Genomic DNA, 15,167 nt, shown 5'->3' with positions numbered 1-15,167 from the left:
GCTCAACTGCGACCGCCATTGATCAAGGCTCAGGCGGCGACACCGAAATCGAACTCGCCATAGGTATTGCGATAGATCTGCGTCGCCTGGTCGTCGGCATTGGGGGCAACCTGCTGCAGCGCATAGGGAACGCCCGAGCCGTTGTCGCCGTAGTCCATCATGAGCGCGACGAGGCTGCTCGGATATTTCGGCTGCGAATTGCCGGAATCATCCTCTTCGAGGAATTCCCTGATGATGCCAGGCTTCTGATCTGCCGCGCGTTCAGTGCGGCTCAAGACGCCGTCGCCATTGGCATCAAGCCGCGAGAGCGTTGCCAAATATGCATAAGAGATGTCTGATACTGATGAAAGAGTAGTCATACAAACCTCCGTTCACCGCTTCTTCCGGTGAGAGTCTGTACGCAGTACACGGGTGGAAAATATCAAAGGCTGATCTGGTGACTAAACTGATTTGCGGCTTCGGTCAATAAGCTGTTAACTCCCGATTAACCATAGTTGACAAAGTGTAACCACCCATTCCCACGGCACTTTCCAATTACCCTTGGAAACCAGGTTTCCTCAGTATTTCAGTAGTTTGCGAGATACAAACAAATTGCCGGCTAGCGATAAAGCGTCGCCTGGTTGCAACCGATTATTAATCGGAGCGGTAGAAGATGCCGCGTGCGAGTTGCTGGAAGCGGTTACTTGCTACTTAAAAAAAGTGATTCTTGCATTCATTTTAGGAAGGTCTTTTTTATGCTCGGCGCGATCTGGCACCTATTGCCAATCGAAGACGCCTTCGCCTTTTGCCATGCTTCCATCGCAACCGTCCCGCATGGGGTTTATGCGCATGAAAGCTGAGACGCTTTTCTGGCAACAGTGCACGCAGGCCGTCGATGAGGACGGATCGATCGATGCAGAGCATCTGATGGATCTCGTGATCGCGACCTATCGTGGCCATGAGAGCGACTATAGCGAAATCGAGCGCAGCGCCGAGACGCTGCTCGCAGAAAACCGCGAATTGCGGAGCACGGTCGGTTTCACCAGGCAGGCACTTGCAGATCAGCGCGAGCTCTTCGAAATCGTCCTGAACAACCTGCCGCTCGGCCTCAGTGTGTTCGGTGCGGACCAGCGGCTGACCCTTTCCAACCTGCGTTTTCGCCAGCTCTTCGGCTTTACCGATGACGATGTCATGCCCGGTACGGCGATTGCCGACCTGATGCGCAAGACACGCGGTACGGAGCAGGCCCACGCCAGGACCCGCGGCAGGAGGGAAGGTCAGGAGGCCTCTTCGAAGGCGGGGCGTATCCGCAGGCGCGAATGGCGGATGGACGACGGCCGCATCATCCAGAGCGTCGTCACCATACTTGCCGATGGCAGTAATATCGCCATTCATGCCGACATTACTGAAGACCGCAAGGCAGCAGAACGCATCACCTACCTCGCCCATCACGATCCGCTGACCGGCCTGCCGAACCGCATTCGCTTCCGCGAGCAGATCGATGCAGCCCTTTCAGATCGCAGGCCGGACGAGCAGATCGCGCTCGTGCATCTCAATCTCGACCGGTTCAAGTCGATCAACAACACGCTTGGTGTTTCAGCCGGCGACAAGATCCTGCAACAGGTGGCAGAGCGCATCCGCGCCTCGGCAGGCTCGGAGAATATCCTTGCCCGTCTCGGCTCGGACGAATTCGCGATCCTGCAGACTGGCCGCCAACAGCCGTGGAACGTCACCGCGCTTGCCGACCAGATCCGTCGCGAGCTCAGCGAACCCTTCTTCCGCGGCGAGAAGCAGGTGGAACTCAGCGTTTCCATGGGCATTTCGATAGCCCCTGACGATGCTGTCGAGACCGACAAGCTGCTGCGCAACGCGGCGGTCGCTCTTTCCCACGCCAAGGCCGACGGGCGCCGGCACGAACGTTTCTTCACCGGCGAGATGGACGAGAAGATACAGGCCCGCCATGCGCTGGAGGCCGATTTGCGTGCCGCCGTGCAGAACGAGCAATTCGAGCTTCACTACCAGCCTCTCTACGACCTGGCGCAGCATCGGATTAGCGGCTTCGAGGCGCTGATCCGCTGGAATCATCCGGTGCGCGGCCGCGTCTCGCCGATGGAGTTCATTCCGCTTGCCGAAGAGGTCGGTCTCGTCGTCGATATCGGCCGCTGGGTTTTGCGCCAGGCCTGCAACGATGCAGCGCAATGGCCCGAGGATATCAAGATTGCCGTCAATGTCTCGGCCATCCAGTTCAGCAGCAGCGATCTGCCGAAAGATGTCGGCGAGGCGCTGGCGGCGGCGGGACTTTCGCCTTCGCGCCTCGAACTGGAGATCACCGAGAGCGTGCTGATGGAAAATCGCGATGAGGTGTTGCCGGTCCTGCATGCGCTCAAGGAGCGCGGCATCCGCATATCCATGGACGATTTTGGAACCGGCTATTCGTCGCTGAGCTACCTCTCAAGCTTCCCCTTCGACAAGATCAAGATCGACAAGTCCTTCGTGAACGACATTGTGGATCATAGGGAAGCGCATGCGATCATGCGTGCGATCATCCTGCTCGGCGATGCGCTCGGCATGCGCGTCACCGTAGAGGGCGTGGAAACGGCAGAGCAGATGGCGCTGCTCGAACGTGAGGCATGCGACGAGATCCAGGGCTATTACATAAGCCCCCCAAAACCCTTCAGCGACGTCGCCTTCATGCTTTGCATGCCGCCGAAAAAGACGGACAGCGTTACGCCGCTCGTCAAACTCCGGCGTTGATTTCGGCACGTTGCGACTCGCCGGCCAAGCCGTTATCGATGGGATACAAATCCTTTGAAAACCGGTGACGACGATGTTCAAGGCTGAAGCCTTTTCTTCCCATGAGTCCCTGGCTGCGGAGCTCATTCCACATGCGACCGAGGGTGACGACGGGTCCCACGACCTCGCTCATATCCTGCGCGTCTTCCGCAATGCCATGCGCATCCATGCCGCGGAAGGCGGCAAGGGTCACGTGCTGGCCGCTGCCGTGCTGCTGCATGATTGCGTCGCCGTCGAGAAGAACTCACCTCTGCGCGCCCAGGCATCAGCGCTCGCTGCAGAAAAAGCGTCGCGTATCTTGAGAGAGCTTGGCTGGAGCGACGACGATATCGCCGATGTTGCTCATGCGGTCACTGCGCACAGTTTCTCGGCCAACGTGCCGCCGGAAACTCTGGAGGCAAAAATCCTGCAGGACGCGGACAGGCTCGATGCGATCGGCATGGTGGGCGCGGCGCGCTGCTTCTATATAGCTGGGCGGCTTGGATCTGGCCTCTACGATCCCTCCGACCCTGCCGCCGGCGACCGCCCGCTTGATGACAAGCGTTATGCGATTGACCATTTCCAGACGAAGCTGTTCAAACTGGCGGATGGTTTCCAGACCCGGACCGGCCGCGAACTGGCGGCCGCCCGCGATAGGAGCCTGCGCGACTTTCTCGCGGCATTTATGGATGAAATCTAGGAGCCTATGATGCGCGTCAGCGATCTCTTCATCTACCCGCTCAAGAGCGCCCGGGGCATTGCCCTGCCCTCCACGGAGATCGATGCTTGCGGCCTGCCCGGCGATCGGCGCGCCATGGTGACGGACGCGGTTGGGCAATTCATCACGCAGCGCGAGCTTCCGGCCCTTGCCCGGATCGACGTACGACCGGAGACCGGCGCCTTTCGCCTGCTGATGCAGGGCAAAGCCGATATCGCAGTACCGCCGCCGCATCCGGAGCGGCGGCTCGATGTCACGGTCTGGAAATCGGCTGTCAGCGCTGCCGTTGCCGACGACGACAGCAACGGCAGGCTTTCGGAATGGCTCGGTCGTGAGGTGAAGCTCGTCTTCTTCGACAGTGCCGCCAGACGAACGGCAAATGCCGAGTGGGCGGGCGAAGGCACGCCGGTGACCTTTTCGGACGGCTACCAGATCCTGGTGACGACAACGGGATCGCTGAAGGCGCTCAACGCGGATCTCGCGGCCCACGCCGAAGGCGACGTCGGCATGGAGCGTTTCCGGCCGAATATCGTCATCGACACGGATGAGGCCTGGGCGGAGGACCGCTGGGCGGCGATAGAGATCGCCGGCATCCGCTTCGACCTCGTCAAGCCCTGCGCCCGCTGCATCATGACCACGCAGGACCAGTTGACAGGTTCGCGCGAGGTGGCGAACCCCATGCCTGCCATGGGCCGGATCCGCATGTCGGGTGACCGGCGGGTCCCCGGCCCGCTTTTCGGCTGGAACGTGACGCCACGCGGCACCGGCAGGGTTGCGATCGGCGATGAGGTGAAGATCATCGAGGCACGGCCGGAAGGCTGGACCTTCAAGGTGCGCGCCCGAGCCTAAAGCGCGCCGCGATCCCCGGGATTCGCGTGTCACGCTTCAGGTCTCTGTTTTTACGCATGTCGTCCTCGCAAAACCGCTCCACACTTTTGCGCGACATGCTTTGCAGCCTCAGACGCGGGCCAGCGCCGCGTCGATCTCCGCCATCACATCGGCCGGCAGCGGGCCCTTTTCCAGTGCGCCGGCATTTTCCTCGACCTGAGCTACGGTCCGGAAACCGGGAATGGGCAAGGTGCGCGGCGAGCGCGCCCAGAGCCAGGCGAGTGCGCCCTGCGTCAGCGTGCGTCCATCGGATGTGAGCAGGCTGCGTACGGCATCGAGCCTTGCTGCAAATTCCGGCGCGATGCGGCCATCCTTGAAATAGACCATCCATTCGAGTGCTGCACCGCGCACGTCCTTGGCGCCGACGGCCTTGTCCGGCGTGAATTTGCCTGTCAGCAGGCCCATGGCAAGCGGCCCGCGATTGATGGAGATGAGACCGTTCTTTTCGATCACATCGATCATCCGAGGCACCGGCTCGAAGACGTTCATCGTATGCTGGATCGAAACGAAGCCGGGACGGTGAACATGACGGGCGGCGCGATCGGGAAAATCCGTGCTCCAGCCGAAGGCATCGATCTTGCCCTCTTCCCGCAGAGCCTGCAGCGTATCGAAGACCGCGTCGGACTGGTCCAGTGCAAAGTCGTTGAGATGGAACTGCAGGAGATCGAGACGCTCCCGCTTCAGCCGGCGAAGCGACGTCTCGACGGACTGACGAATGAAGGCAGGATCGGCAAAGGCGCCGGTCGCCTGTTTCGTTTCCGGATTGGTGGCAAAACCGAACTTGGTGGCGATGACGATATCGGCGCGATTGCCGATCGCCTGTCCCAGAACCTCTTCCGAATGGCCGGCGCCGTAATTCGAGGCTGTATCGAAGAAGCGAATGCCAAGGTCGATCGCGCGGTTGATCGCAGCGATGGATTCATTGTCATCCACCTCGCCCCAGCCGAGCGGCGTATCGCCCGCGAAGAACGGACCGCCGATCGCCCAGCAGCCCATGCCGAGGCGAGGAATCTCCTGCCCGTTCCAGAGCGTGATGGTGGTCGATGTATCGGGCTTGGTCAGCATGGCTTCCTCCTTGAGCGCTTAGAAGCTTTCCCTACCAAACGAGAGATAGGGGTGCGGCATACGGGGGTAAACCGCCAAAACTGAAGACTGTTTTGCAGGTATGAAAAACCGTTCAGGCAGAAAGATCATTCGGCCGCGAAAGCGTCCGGGAAGCCGGATTCAGCGCCTTGAGTGCCGCCTGAACGAAGCCTTCACGGGCTGCCGAAGCCTCCAGACCACGCGGTTCATAGACGTGGCGATGCAGAAAGAATCCGGTCAGACGGAATGCCGCTACAAGGCTGTCGAAATCGGCCGCGTGGTTTTCCTGCACACTCAGGAAAGCCGGTAAAAGCAGCATCTTGTCGGCCCATGGCTGGCCGGCATCGCGGCTGACGGCACGGCCGGATTTCGGCGAGACATAGGTAAGATCGGTGCGATTGCCAGTTGCGGCGCATTCCGTCAGGTCGAGCCCGAAGCCGAGATCGTTCAGCACTGCAAGCTCGAAGCGAACGAAAAGCTCCCCCGCATCGGCGGGATTGTGGAGATGGTCGAGGATGACTTCGAGCGCCTCGAAGAGATGCGGATGCGGGTCGCGCTCGGGGAGCAGGCGCAGCAAAGCGCCCATGGCCTGCACGCCATAGACGGCGGTCGCCGTCTCCATCAGCCGCGCCGCGCGCAGCTTCACCGGCTCGAGGCGGAATTCACCGAGATGTTCATCCAGCCTCGCACGCCAGGTAACTTCCACCTCATTACCGGGCTGCAGCACCGGCTGCATGGTGCGCGAACGTCCGGAGCGGACGAGACCGAGATGGCGGCCGCGCTCGCGCGTCATCACTTCGGCGATGACGCTCGTCTCGCCGTGGCGCTTGACGCCAAGAATGATCGCCTGGTCCTGCCATTGCATCGGAAAACTGTCCTTCAGCCTGCCGATTCATTTTAGAGCAAGGCTAGGGCTGTGTCATTCGGCCGGTGTCGGGAAAAGCTTCTGGAGGAAATCGCGCATCGCGTTCTCGTCGAAAGGCTTGACGAGAAGGGGCACGTCCTGAAGATCAGTCGGGAAATCCTGCGTATCGGAATAGCCGCTGACAAAACCGAACGGAATATTGGCGAGCGACAGATCACGAGCGAAATCGAAGCTCATCGCCTCTCCGAGATTCACGTCGAGAAGTGCGAAATCGTAATCTGCGACCTGGATCGCGTCCCTGGCCTGATCGAGGCTATTGGCAATATCGATCGTATCCGCACCAACGAGACGCAGGATATCCTCCGCCTCCATGGCGATGATCAGACTGTCTTCCAGGACCAGAACGCGGGTTCTTTCGCTCATGATCTCCATGCCTCTCGTGAAGCACAAACATCGCAGCGCTTCTGCCTTTTTGCAAACATCATTCCGTCGGTTTCTCGCCTGGACCGTTGACGATGGTTGCCCACCTCAACTGAATAGCCACATTTTTGCCTCCGGTCGATAAAAACGAAAATCGGAGGAAAGATGACACAACTCTATTTTTCCCGGCACGAATTTGCATTTAAAAAAGACATTAAGGCTGACCAATCCGGCCCGGAAAGATTCCAGCACGCGTCTTAATCTTTCAGATCCGGTTGCGACGCTTCAATTCCTTGCTGACGCGTATCATCATCGCAAAACGGCCGGACAGTTTTGCGCGACATGCCTCAGATAAAGGGACGCTTTCCTTCACGCAGACCCTCCCATCCGGCAACCCGCATCAATCCCTCTCCGTCCAGCACGTCGCAGCCGCGCTCCTGCCAGCGGATCAGGTTGCGCCCTGCAAGTTTCTTCAGCGTCTTGTTGGTGTGAACGATCGAAAGACCAAGTGTATCGGCAATATGCTGCTGCGTGATCGGGATGACGTTGCGGCCATTGAAAAGGCTGAGCTTCCTTGCGCGCTCAAACAGGAAGGCGATGAGATAGGCAGCTCTTTCAAGCGCGGTACGACGACCGATGCTGAGCAGATGCTCATCGAGAATGCGCTCCTCCTGCGCCGCGATCCAGGTAATATCGAAGGCAAGCGAAGCGTGCTTGTTATAAAGCGTCATCAGCTTGTCGCGCTCGAAGACACAGAGCGTTACAGGCGACAGGGCCTCCACGGAATGCTGCATCTCGCCCATGATTGTCCCCTGCAGGCCGATCAGGTCGCCCGGCACGATGTAGTTCAGGATCTGCCGGCGGCCGTCCTCCAGCATCTTGTAGCGGAAACCCCAGCCCGAGAGCACCGTAAAGAGATGGGCGCTATGGGCACCTTCAACGAGAATGGTCGCACCGGCATCGACGGCCAGTTCGCCCCTTTTGAATCTCGACACGAAGTCGAGCTCGTCCCGGCTGAATTCCCGGAAATGCGGCAGTGGCCGCAGCGGACACTGCTCGCAGGGCGTCTTGAAGGAATGGGTAGGTTTTGCCGTCGCCATCGTGCCCCTGCTGTCGAGAAAACCGGCGCTGCAGGGTGCAGCGCCGTTCGCACATCAATGCGCAGACAGGCCGATTTGTTCCCGGGAACAGGCAGAGATTTTCATGCGGAAACAAGAGGCTGGAACCCAGCAGCCAGTTTTCTTGTCACCCTTCGGCTTTTGGTTTTTCAAATTCCTTTGTCGCAAAACCGCGACACACTTTTGCGCGACATGCGTTAGCGCGGGAATTCGAGACCCATCTCGCGGAAGCGTTCGGGATCGTCACCCCAGTTTTCGCGCACCTTGACGAACAGGAAGAGATGGACAGGCTGCTCAAGGATTTCAGATAGCTCGCGGCGCGAGGCTGATGAGATCGCCTTGATTGTCTCGCCGCCCTTGCCGAGCGCGATCTTCTTCTGGCTGTCACGCTCGACATAGATGACCTGCTCGATGCGCACGGAGCCATCCTTGCGCTCCTCCCATTTCTCCGTCTCGACATGCGAGGAATAGGGAAGCTCCTGGTGCAGGCGCAGGAACAGCTTCTCACGGGTGATTTCGGCGGCCAGCTGGCGCATGGGCAGATCGGAAATCTGATCTTCCGGATAGTACCACGGACCTTCCGGCAGGGTTTTCGCCAGATAATCCATCACGTCGTCGCAACCGGAACCGTTCTCTGCCGAGATCATGAAGGTCTGTTCGAATTCGACCGTCTGGTTTGCGGTGGCGGCAAGTGCGAGAAGCAACTCGCGATTGACGCGGTCGATCTTGTTGAGGACAAGGATCTTCTTCTGCGGAACATCCTTCAGGCCTTCGAGGATGGCTTCCGCATCGCCGCGCAGACCGCGTTCGCTGTCGATCAGCAGCATGATGAGATCCGCATCCTTGGCGCCGCCCCAGGCGGATGTCACCATCGCGCGATCGAGGCGACGGCGCGGCTTGAAGATGCCGGGCGTGTCCATGAAGACGATCTGTGCATTGTCATGAATGGCAATGCCGCGCACGATGGCACGCGTCGTCTGCACCTTGTGGCTGACGATCGACACCTTGGCACCGACGAGGCGGTTGACCAGCGTCGACTTGCCGGCATTGGTCGGGCCGATCAAGGCGACGAAGCCGGAATGCGTCGGATTGCTTTCAGCAGCGACTTCGGCTGCCATTTCGTTTTCTTCTGTCATTGATCCCGTCAATTTCCGGCAGAGGTCGACTGCCAAATGCCTTCACGCTCGAGCATTTTCGTAGCGGCGACCTGTTCTGCGGCGCGCTTGGAGCGCTCTACCCCGGTCTCCGGTGCAACACCAGTGACTTCAACAGTCACCTTGAAACGCGGATCATGATCCGGTCCGCTGCGTTCTTCAACCCGGTAGACGGGTGTAACGCCATATTTGGCGTGCGACCATTCCTGTAATTCGGTCTTCGCATCGCGGCGGGCGCCATCGGCGCGCACCGCCCTGCCCTCCCAATAACGCAGGATGAAGCGTCGGGCGACCTCCAGGCCACCATCCAGATAGAGGGCTGCGATCAGGCTTTCGACGACATCGGCGCGCACGTTCATCATGCGCTTGCCGGTGAGTTTCTTCACGTCGGCGCCGGTGCGGATATAGAGGTGGAGATTGAGCTCGTCGGCAACGGCAGCACAGGTTTCGGCACTGACAAGCTGGTTCAGGCGAACCGAAAGCTCGCCTTCGGCCGCAGTCCCGAAGGTCCGGAACAGCAACTCGGCGATACAGAGCCCGAGAACCCTGTCGCCGAGAAATTCAAGCCGCTCGTAATTGCCCTTGTCGGTGCGCGCGCTGGCATGGGTCAGCGCGCGGTCCAGACGTTCCTTCTCGACAAATTCATGTCCGATCAGGGTTTCAAGCTTTGCGCGGTCCGCCGCTGAGAGCGTCTGCGCCTTGCTCATTCAACAACCTTGAAGAGGCGGTCCCAGCGCATGTTGGTCGGCCATTTCCAGATTTCGCGGAAGGACGTGTCGTTGCCAAGCGAGAAGAAGATGACGCTGGCACGACCGACAAGGTTTTCCGCCGGCACGTAACCGACATCGAAGCGGCTGTCGAGCGAGTTGTCACGGTTGTCGCCCATCATGAAATAATGGCCTTCCGGAACAATGAACTCGCGGGTGTTGTCGGCGCGCGAAACCGGCGACTGGTCGAGCGTGTCGTAGGTCTTGCCATCGTCAAGCGTCTCGCGGAACACCGGCACGTCCTGGCCCGGATCAAGCTTGTAGTCGGAATTGAAGGTCCCGTCGGGCACCTTCGGAACCGGCTTGCCGTTGATGTAGAGAACACCGTCGGTGACCTGGATATGATCGCCCGGCAGGCCGACGACACGCTTGATGTAATCGACGTCAGGATTCGGCGGGAAACGGAAAACGACGATATCGCCGCGCTTGGGATCGGAACCGAAGATACGGCCGCTGAAAATGTCAGGCGAGAAAGGCAGCGAATATTTCGAATAGCCGTAAGCAAACTTGTTGACGAAGATATAGTCGCCGACCAGCAAGGTCGGCATCATCGAGCCAGAGGGAATGGTGAAGGGCTGAAACAGGACAGTCCTGATAACCATCGCCAGGACGAGAGCCTGGATGATGACCTTGATATTTTCCCAGAGGGCGTTCGGCTTGGCTTCGACTTTTTCGGACACGCAGTCTTATTCCTTCAAGACGCCGGCAAGGCGCATTTCTTTCTGATGTTCTCTCTAGCGGCTTCGGCCGGTGGCGGCAATAACGACGGCACTAAAAGCGACGAGAGGTCGCTATCATACGGCATCCGGCAGCGCTTCGATGATCACAAAAGCCTGAGCCAAGGGATAATCATCGGTTATTGTCAAATGAATGGCGGCCTTGTGGCCTGCCGGCATCATGGCCTTGAGAACGTCGGCGGCGCCGCCCGTCAACTGCATCGTCGGCTTTCCGCTTGGTAGGTTGACGACACCCATGTCCTTCCAGAAGACGCCCTGCGAGAGGCCGGTGCCAAGCGCCTTGGAGCAGGCTTCCTTGGCGGCGAAGCGCTTCGCATAGGATTCTGCGCGGTTGGCGCGGCGATCCGAGCGGGCGCGCTCGATCTCGGTGAAACAGCGATGCGTGAAGCGATCACCGAAGCGTTCGATCGATTTCTCCACGCGTCTGATATCGATGAGGTCGCTGCCAATTCCGATGATCATGCGAATAGGCCTTTCAGGATGACACTGCTTCGGCTCAGACGGTCGGCATCTCGACAGCGGGATTGGCGAGCCTGAAACGCGCACGCTCCATCAGCCGGGCGCGGCGACGCGCCTGAAAGCCTCTCACGGTGTAGAATGTCAGGACATAAAGAGCAACCGAGGTGATCGCAGCCGGCGGGATCGCACCGATCAGCATCGGCTCCAGCACCGGCTTCCACAGTTCCGTGAAATGCAGCTTGTGGAAGAGCTCGGCCAGATTGATCGTCTGCCCGGCCAGCTGATCCTGCCGGCTGAGCAGCAGATGGCCAACTTCCCAGGTGATGCCCCAGATGAAGGGGTAGGTCAGCGGATTGCCGAAGGCCGCGCAGCCAAGCGCTGCCGCCACCATATTGCCTGACAGCAGATAGGTGATGACGAAGGCCATGACGAAATGCACGCCGATGAAGGGTGTCCACGACACGAAGACACCCGCAGCGACGCCCACTGCAACCGCATGCGGCGAGGCAGTCAGGCGCAGGACGCGCATAATGAGATATTTCGGCGGGCGCAGAAAACCCTTGCGAGGCCATACGAGCTCTCGCAGCTTTTCCTTAAATCCCGCGGGTTTGCGACGGCGAAACAACATGGCGCGTATTTAGTGCAGCGCACAGGGCCATGACAAGAGCGGCAAATGGAACCGCTTGAGAAACAGGCCGTCTATTCTTCTTTTCTTCCAAGGGGCGTGGGTCATGCATAACGCCCCCTTCCTTACTTCAAGTATATTTCAGGGATTAACGATTGCGGAAGATACCGCGATCGACCTGACGCTGACGATATTCAAGATCAATACGGTCATGCGAGCCATTGAGATATGCCATTTCACGTTCCTGAGCGGTCGGAGCGCGAAGGGCGCGGGCGAACTTCCTGATCGGTTCAAACATTGCTTTGCCTCATCTTCGTTTCATTTTCTGATGACCTGAAGATAGTCGCGGCAACGGTTAATTACCACCGCTGTAACCTGAGCACAGCCATGCGCCAATTGCATGTCTTGCCTTTTCAATATGCCAATTCGACCATTAAATGATCACAAAATATGCAAAGCGCAATTTCGCGATCGGCAAGACTTTAAGAAAATCCTACTCGTAGAGACGCCTGACCGTCGCGATGCATTCCAGGTCCTTGAGCTGAGCGAGAAGCTGGTTGAGCTGACGCAGATCCCAGACCTCCACTTCCAACACCATTTCGGTGAAGTCGGCGGCCACACGCACCGTGTTCAGCATTCGAATATTGACATCCAGGCTTGCCACCGTCTGCGCCACCTTGGCGAGCGTGCCGGGCTCATTCAGCGCGTTGACCATGATGCGGGCCATGAAGCGGGATTTATTGGCCTCGTCGAGATCCCAGCGCACGTCGATCCAGCGGTCCGGCTGATCATCGAAACGCTGCAGCGATGGCGACTGGATGGGATAGATGGTGATGCCCTTGTTCTTTTCCATGATGCCGACAATGCGATCGCCGGGCACGGCACCCGTCGGCGAGAACTTGACGTCGACATTGCCGGAGAGACCGCGGATCGGCACGATATCGGGATCGCTCTCGGTGGAAGCGCGCTCGCCGTCGAGATCCGCCTTGCTCTTGCCGGGGATCTTGAAAATCATGCCCGAGGCGCTTCTGACGTTGAACCAGCCTTCGTCACCGGCGGGCTTGACCGTGACGCGCTCGTCCTGGTGATCGGGGTAGACGGCGCGCAGGACGTCGAGCGAGGACATTTCGCCGCGACCGACAGCTGCTATCGCATCCTCCACATCCTTCTGGCCGAGGCGGTGCAGCGCAGGCTTCATGGCTTCGCGCGAGAAGATCTTGCCGGCACGATCGAAGGTACGCTCCAGGATGCGGTGACCGAGACCGGCATATTGCTTGCGGATCGCCATGCGTGTCGCGCGGCGGATGGCGGCCCGCGCCTTGCCGGTGACGACGATCTCTTCCCAGGCGGCCGGCGGCACCTGCACGCCGGAACGGATGATCTCCACTTCGTCGCCATTGTTGAGGCGGGTTACAAGCGGCATGATACGTCCGTTGATCTTGGCACCGACGGTCGTATCGCCGATATTGGTATGGACGGCATATGCGAAATCGATCGGCGTCGCGCCGCGCGGCAGGGCAATCAGCTTGCCCTTCGGCGTGAAACAGAAGACCTGATCCTGAAACAGCTCGAGCTTGGTGTGCTCGAGGAACTCCTCCGGGCTGTCGCCTTCGGCCAGCGCCTCGATCGTGTGCCGCAACCAGGAGTAGGCATTGCTTTCGCGCGACAGGATGTCGCCATCCGCATTCGTGGCGCCGTCCTTATAGAGCGTATGGGCGGCAATGCCGAATTCGGCGATCTCATGCATGCGCTTGGTGCGGATCTGCAGCTCGATGCGCTGCATCGACGGGCCGACGATGGTGGTGTGCAGCGAGCGGTAGTCGTTCTGCTTCGGTGTCGAGATATAATCCTTGAAGCGGCCGGGCACGACGCGCCAGCGCGTATGCACGATGCCGAGCGCGCGATAGCAGGACGGGATATCCTCGACGATGATGCGGAAACCATAGACATCGGAAAGCTGCTCGAAGGAAAGCGACTTCGACTGCATCTTGCGGAAGACGGAGTAAGGCTTCTTCTGCCGGCCCTTGACATAGGCACTCGTCAAGCCGCTCGCGATCAGCAGATCGCGCAGTTCGGCCTCGATCTTCTTGACCAGGCCCTCGTTGCGCTTCGACAGTTCTTCGAGGCGCTTGGTGACGGTCTCGTAGGCTTCCGGGTTCATGTGCCGGAAGGAGAGTTCCTCCAGCTCCTCGCGCATGTCCTGCATGCCCATCCGGCCGGCAAGCGGCGCATAGATTTCCATCGTCTCTTCGGAAATGCGCGCGCGCTTTTCCTGCGACATGTGGTCGAGGGTGCGCATATTGTGGAGACGATCGGCGAGCTTGACCAGCAGCACGCGCACGTCATCGGAAATGGCAAGCAGCAGCTTACGCAGATTTTCCGCCTGCTTGGCCTTCTTGGTGACGAGGTCGAGCTTCTTGATCTTCGTCAGACCCTCGACCAGGCGGCCGATATCCTCGCCGAAGAGTTCGTCGATCTCGGCGCGGGTGGCCGTGGTATCCTCGATCGTGTCATGCAGGAGGGCGACTGCAATCGTCGATTCGTCGAGATGCATATCGGTCAGGATAGCGGCCACTTCGAGCGGGTGCGAGATGTAAGGGTCGCCGCTCGCCCGCTTCTGCTGCCCATGCTTCTGCATGGCGTAGACATAGGCTTTGTTCAGCAGAGCTTCGTTGGCATCGGGCTTGTATTTCTGAACCCGCTCCACGAGCTCGTACTGCCGCATCATTCCAAAGCCACTCCAATAAAATAAAAGGGCGCCAATCGCAGACTGGCGCACACAAGGGCAATATTATGCCTAAGCCTTACAGGCGCAAGATTGATGATTGGTAATCGTCGATCTTTTGCCGCGCGGGAAGCCCCGGCCCTTCAAAAGCCGGAGATGCGCTTAGTAGTCGTCGCTCTTTTCCGGCGGGACGAGACCTTCGATACCGGCCAGAAGCTCTTCTTCCGACATCTGGTCGAAGGTGATCGTTTCCGGCAGATCGTCCTGCTCTTCGCTGTCTGCAGTGGCAGTAGCGCCGGCTGCAATCAGGCTTGCCGGATCGGGCTCGGGCTCGTCCACTTCCACATGCTTCTGCAGGGAGTGGATCAGGTCTTCCTTCAGATCGTCCGGCGACAGGGTCTCATCAGCGATTTCGCGCAGAGCCACAACCGGGTTCTTGTCGTTGTCACGATCGATGGTGATCGACGCACCCTGGGAAATCAGCCGGGCGCGGTGGCTGGCGAGCAGAACCAGCTCGAAGCGGTTCTCCACCTTGTCAATGCAATCTTCTACTGTGACACGGGCCATTGCCTGTCCTTTGCGGTCGTCTTTTCAGGATTAAAACGCCCGATACAATTAAAACCGGACAAATTCAAGTTTTTCGTTAGGGTCCCCTCGCCTTTATCCGCGGCGGGTCTAAATTTCCATGCACAATGTGACATTTCCACCGAGGGTTGCTTGGAATATCGCGAATCGTGCCCTAAATCTTTCATATATGAATAATTCATAAAGTACGGAACAGCTCGACGCCACATCCACAAGCCACTGTTTTTATTGGGCTAAGTGGCTTATGGATTTCGATTACTCTCTTTGGATCG

General features: G+C 59.0%; 15 protein-coding genes and 1 pseudogene. 3 read left to right on the top strand and 13 right to left on the bottom strand.

Annotation, left to right across the window (positions count from 1 at the left end):
• Positions 1-29: 29 nt before the first annotated feature.
• Positions 30-359, bottom strand: coding sequence for a hypothetical protein (locus FHX06_RS26230; RefSeq protein WP_018115585.1), 330 nt, complete (start codon positions 357-359; stop codon positions 30-32).
• A gap of 469 nt (positions 360-828) precedes the next feature.
• Between FHX06_RS26230 and FHX06_RS26225 the strand changes: the two genes are divergently transcribed.
• The 3 genes from FHX06_RS26225 (at position 829) to FHX06_RS26215 (ending at position 4,318) form a co-directional block, all read left to right on the top strand.
• Positions 829-2,733 carry a putative bifunctional diguanylate cyclase/phosphodiesterase gene (locus tag FHX06_RS26225; protein ID WP_183881372.1) on the top strand — a complete coding sequence of 635 codons (1,905 nt, stop codon included), beginning with the start codon at positions 829-831 and terminating at the stop codon, positions 2,731-2,733.
• A gap of 73 nt (positions 2,734-2,806) precedes the next feature.
• The gene (locus tag FHX06_RS26220; protein WP_183881370.1) at positions 2,807-3,451 is read left to right on the top strand and encodes an HD domain-containing protein; all 645 of its coding nucleotides are present in this window, start codon (positions 2,807-2,809) and stop codon (positions 3,449-3,451) included.
• Between the two features lie 9 nt (positions 3,452-3,460).
• A complete protein-coding gene (locus FHX06_RS26215) occupies positions 3,461-4,318 on the top strand; it encodes an MOSC domain-containing protein (protein ID WP_183881473.1) in 858 nt (285 codons plus the stop codon).
• 108 nt (positions 4,319-4,426) lie between these two features.
• On the opposite strand, the gene FHX06_RS26210 is transcribed toward FHX06_RS26215, so the two are convergent.
• From FHX06_RS26210 to rpoZ, 12 genes and pseudogenes are all read right to left on the bottom strand, one after another.
• The gene (locus FHX06_RS26210) at positions 4,427-5,422 is read right to left on the bottom strand and encodes an aldo/keto reductase (protein ID WP_113208476.1); all 996 of its coding nucleotides are present in this window, start codon (positions 5,420-5,422) and stop codon (positions 4,427-4,429) included.
• Between the two features lie 112 nt (positions 5,423-5,534).
• Positions 5,535-6,305 (bottom strand): DNA repair protein RecO, encoded by a 771-nt coding sequence (recO, locus tag FHX06_RS26205; RefSeq protein WP_183881368.1) that lies wholly within the window; start codon positions 6,303-6,305, stop codon positions 5,535-5,537.
• A 54-nt stretch (positions 6,306-6,359) separates the two neighbouring features.
• A pseudogene (locus FHX06_RS26200) lies at positions 6,360-6,851 on the bottom strand (chemotaxis protein CheY).
• A 221-nt stretch (positions 6,852-7,072) separates the two neighbouring features.
• Positions 7,073-7,825: a Crp/Fnr family transcriptional regulator gene (locus tag FHX06_RS26195; protein WP_018115593.1), complete on the bottom strand. Its 753-nt coding sequence runs from the start codon at positions 7,823-7,825 to the stop codon at positions 7,073-7,075.
• 215 nt (positions 7,826-8,040) lie between these two features.
• On the bottom strand, positions 8,041-8,979 hold the full coding sequence (gene era / locus FHX06_RS26190) for a GTPase Era (RefSeq protein WP_112544749.1): 939 nt from the start codon (positions 8,977-8,979) through the stop codon (positions 8,041-8,043).
• A gap of 8 nt (positions 8,980-8,987) precedes the next feature.
• Complete coding sequence (gene rnc / locus FHX06_RS26185) at positions 8,988-9,704, bottom strand: ribonuclease III (RefSeq protein WP_018115595.1); 717 nt, start codon at positions 9,702-9,704, stop codon at positions 8,988-8,990.
• Entirely contained in the window at positions 9,701-10,444 is a 744-nt protein-coding gene (lepB, locus tag FHX06_RS26180; protein WP_018115596.1) for a signal peptidase I, read from the bottom strand. The genes rnc and lepB overlap by 4 nt, the downstream gene beginning before the upstream one ends.
• 114 nt (positions 10,445-10,558) lie before the next feature.
• The gene (acpS, locus tag FHX06_RS26175) at positions 10,559-10,963 is read right to left on the bottom strand and encodes a holo-ACP synthase (protein ID WP_113013905.1); all 405 of its coding nucleotides are present in this window, start codon (positions 10,961-10,963) and stop codon (positions 10,559-10,561) included.
• A 34-nt stretch (positions 10,964-10,997) separates the two neighbouring features.
• Positions 10,998-11,588 carry a DUF2062 domain-containing protein gene (locus FHX06_RS26170; protein ID WP_113146138.1) on the bottom strand — a complete coding sequence of 197 codons (591 nt, stop codon included), beginning with the start codon at positions 11,586-11,588 and terminating at the stop codon, positions 10,998-11,000.
• Positions 11,589-11,733: 145 nt separating this feature from the next.
• Positions 11,734-11,883: a DUF3563 family protein gene (locus FHX06_RS26165; RefSeq protein ID WP_018115599.1), complete on the bottom strand. Its 150-nt coding sequence runs from the start codon at positions 11,881-11,883 to the stop codon at positions 11,734-11,736.
• A 195-nt stretch (positions 11,884-12,078) separates the two neighbouring features.
• On the bottom strand, positions 12,079-14,313 hold the full coding sequence (locus tag FHX06_RS26160; RefSeq protein WP_113208474.1) for a RelA/SpoT family protein: 2,235 nt from the start codon (positions 14,311-14,313) through the stop codon (positions 12,079-12,081).
• A 159-nt stretch (positions 14,314-14,472) separates the two neighbouring features.
• The gene (gene rpoZ / locus FHX06_RS26155) at positions 14,473-14,877 is read right to left on the bottom strand and encodes a DNA-directed RNA polymerase subunit omega (RefSeq protein WP_018115601.1); all 405 of its coding nucleotides are present in this window, start codon (positions 14,875-14,877) and stop codon (positions 14,473-14,475) included.
• Between the last annotated feature and the right edge of the window lie 290 nt (positions 14,878-15,167).

This window comes from Rhizobium sp. BK512, from assembly GCF_014194915.1.
Lineage (GTDB): Bacteria > Pseudomonadota > Alphaproteobacteria > Rhizobiales > Rhizobiaceae > Rhizobium.
Note: the sequence above shows the minus strand (reverse complement) of the source record. Positions and strands in the feature narration are given on the sequence as shown.

Coding starts and splice junctions, on each gene's coding strand:
- FHX06_RS26230 (WP_018115585.1), bottom strand. CDS start 359: ATGACTACTCTTTCATCAGTATCAGACATCTCTTATGCATATTTGGCA.
- FHX06_RS26225 (WP_183881372.1), top strand. CDS start 829: ATGAAAGCTGAGACGCTTTTCTGGCAACAGTGCACGCAGGCCGTCGAT.
- FHX06_RS26220 (WP_183881370.1), top strand. CDS start 2,807: ATGTTCAAGGCTGAAGCCTTTTCTTCCCATGAGTCCCTGGCTGCGGAG.
- FHX06_RS26215 (WP_183881473.1), top strand. CDS start 3,461: ATGCGCGTCAGCGATCTCTTCATCTACCCGCTCAAGAGCGCCCGGGGC.
- FHX06_RS26210 (WP_113208476.1), bottom strand. CDS start 5,422: ATGCTGACCAAGCCCGATACATCGACCACCATCACGCTCTGGAACGGG.
- recO (WP_183881368.1), bottom strand. CDS start 6,305: ATGCAATGGCAGGACCAGGCGATCATTCTTGGCGTCAAGCGCCACGGC.
- FHX06_RS26195 (WP_018115593.1), bottom strand. CDS start 7,825: ATGGCGACGGCAAAACCTACCCATTCCTTCAAGACGCCCTGCGAGCAG.
- era (WP_112544749.1), bottom strand. CDS start 8,979: ATGACAGAAGAAAACGAAATGGCAGCCGAAGTCGCTGCTGAAAGCAAT.
- rnc (WP_018115595.1), bottom strand. CDS start 9,704: ATGAGCAAGGCGCAGACGCTCTCAGCGGCGGACCGCGCAAAGCTTGAA.
- acpS (WP_113013905.1), bottom strand. CDS start 10,963: ATGATCATCGGAATTGGCAGCGACCTCATCGATATCAGACGCGTGGAG.
- FHX06_RS26170 (WP_113146138.1), bottom strand. CDS start 11,588: ATGTTGTTTCGCCGTCGCAAACCCGCGGGATTTAAGGAAAAGCTGCGA.
- FHX06_RS26165 (WP_018115599.1), bottom strand. CDS start 11,883: ATGTTTGAACCGATCAGGAAGTTCGCCCGCGCCCTTCGCGCTCCGACC.
- FHX06_RS26160 (WP_113208474.1), bottom strand. CDS start 14,313: ATGATGCGGCAGTACGAGCTCGTGGAGCGGGTTCAGAAATACAAGCCC.
- rpoZ (WP_018115601.1), bottom strand. CDS start 14,877: ATGGCCCGTGTCACAGTAGAAGATTGCATTGACAAGGTGGAGAACCGC.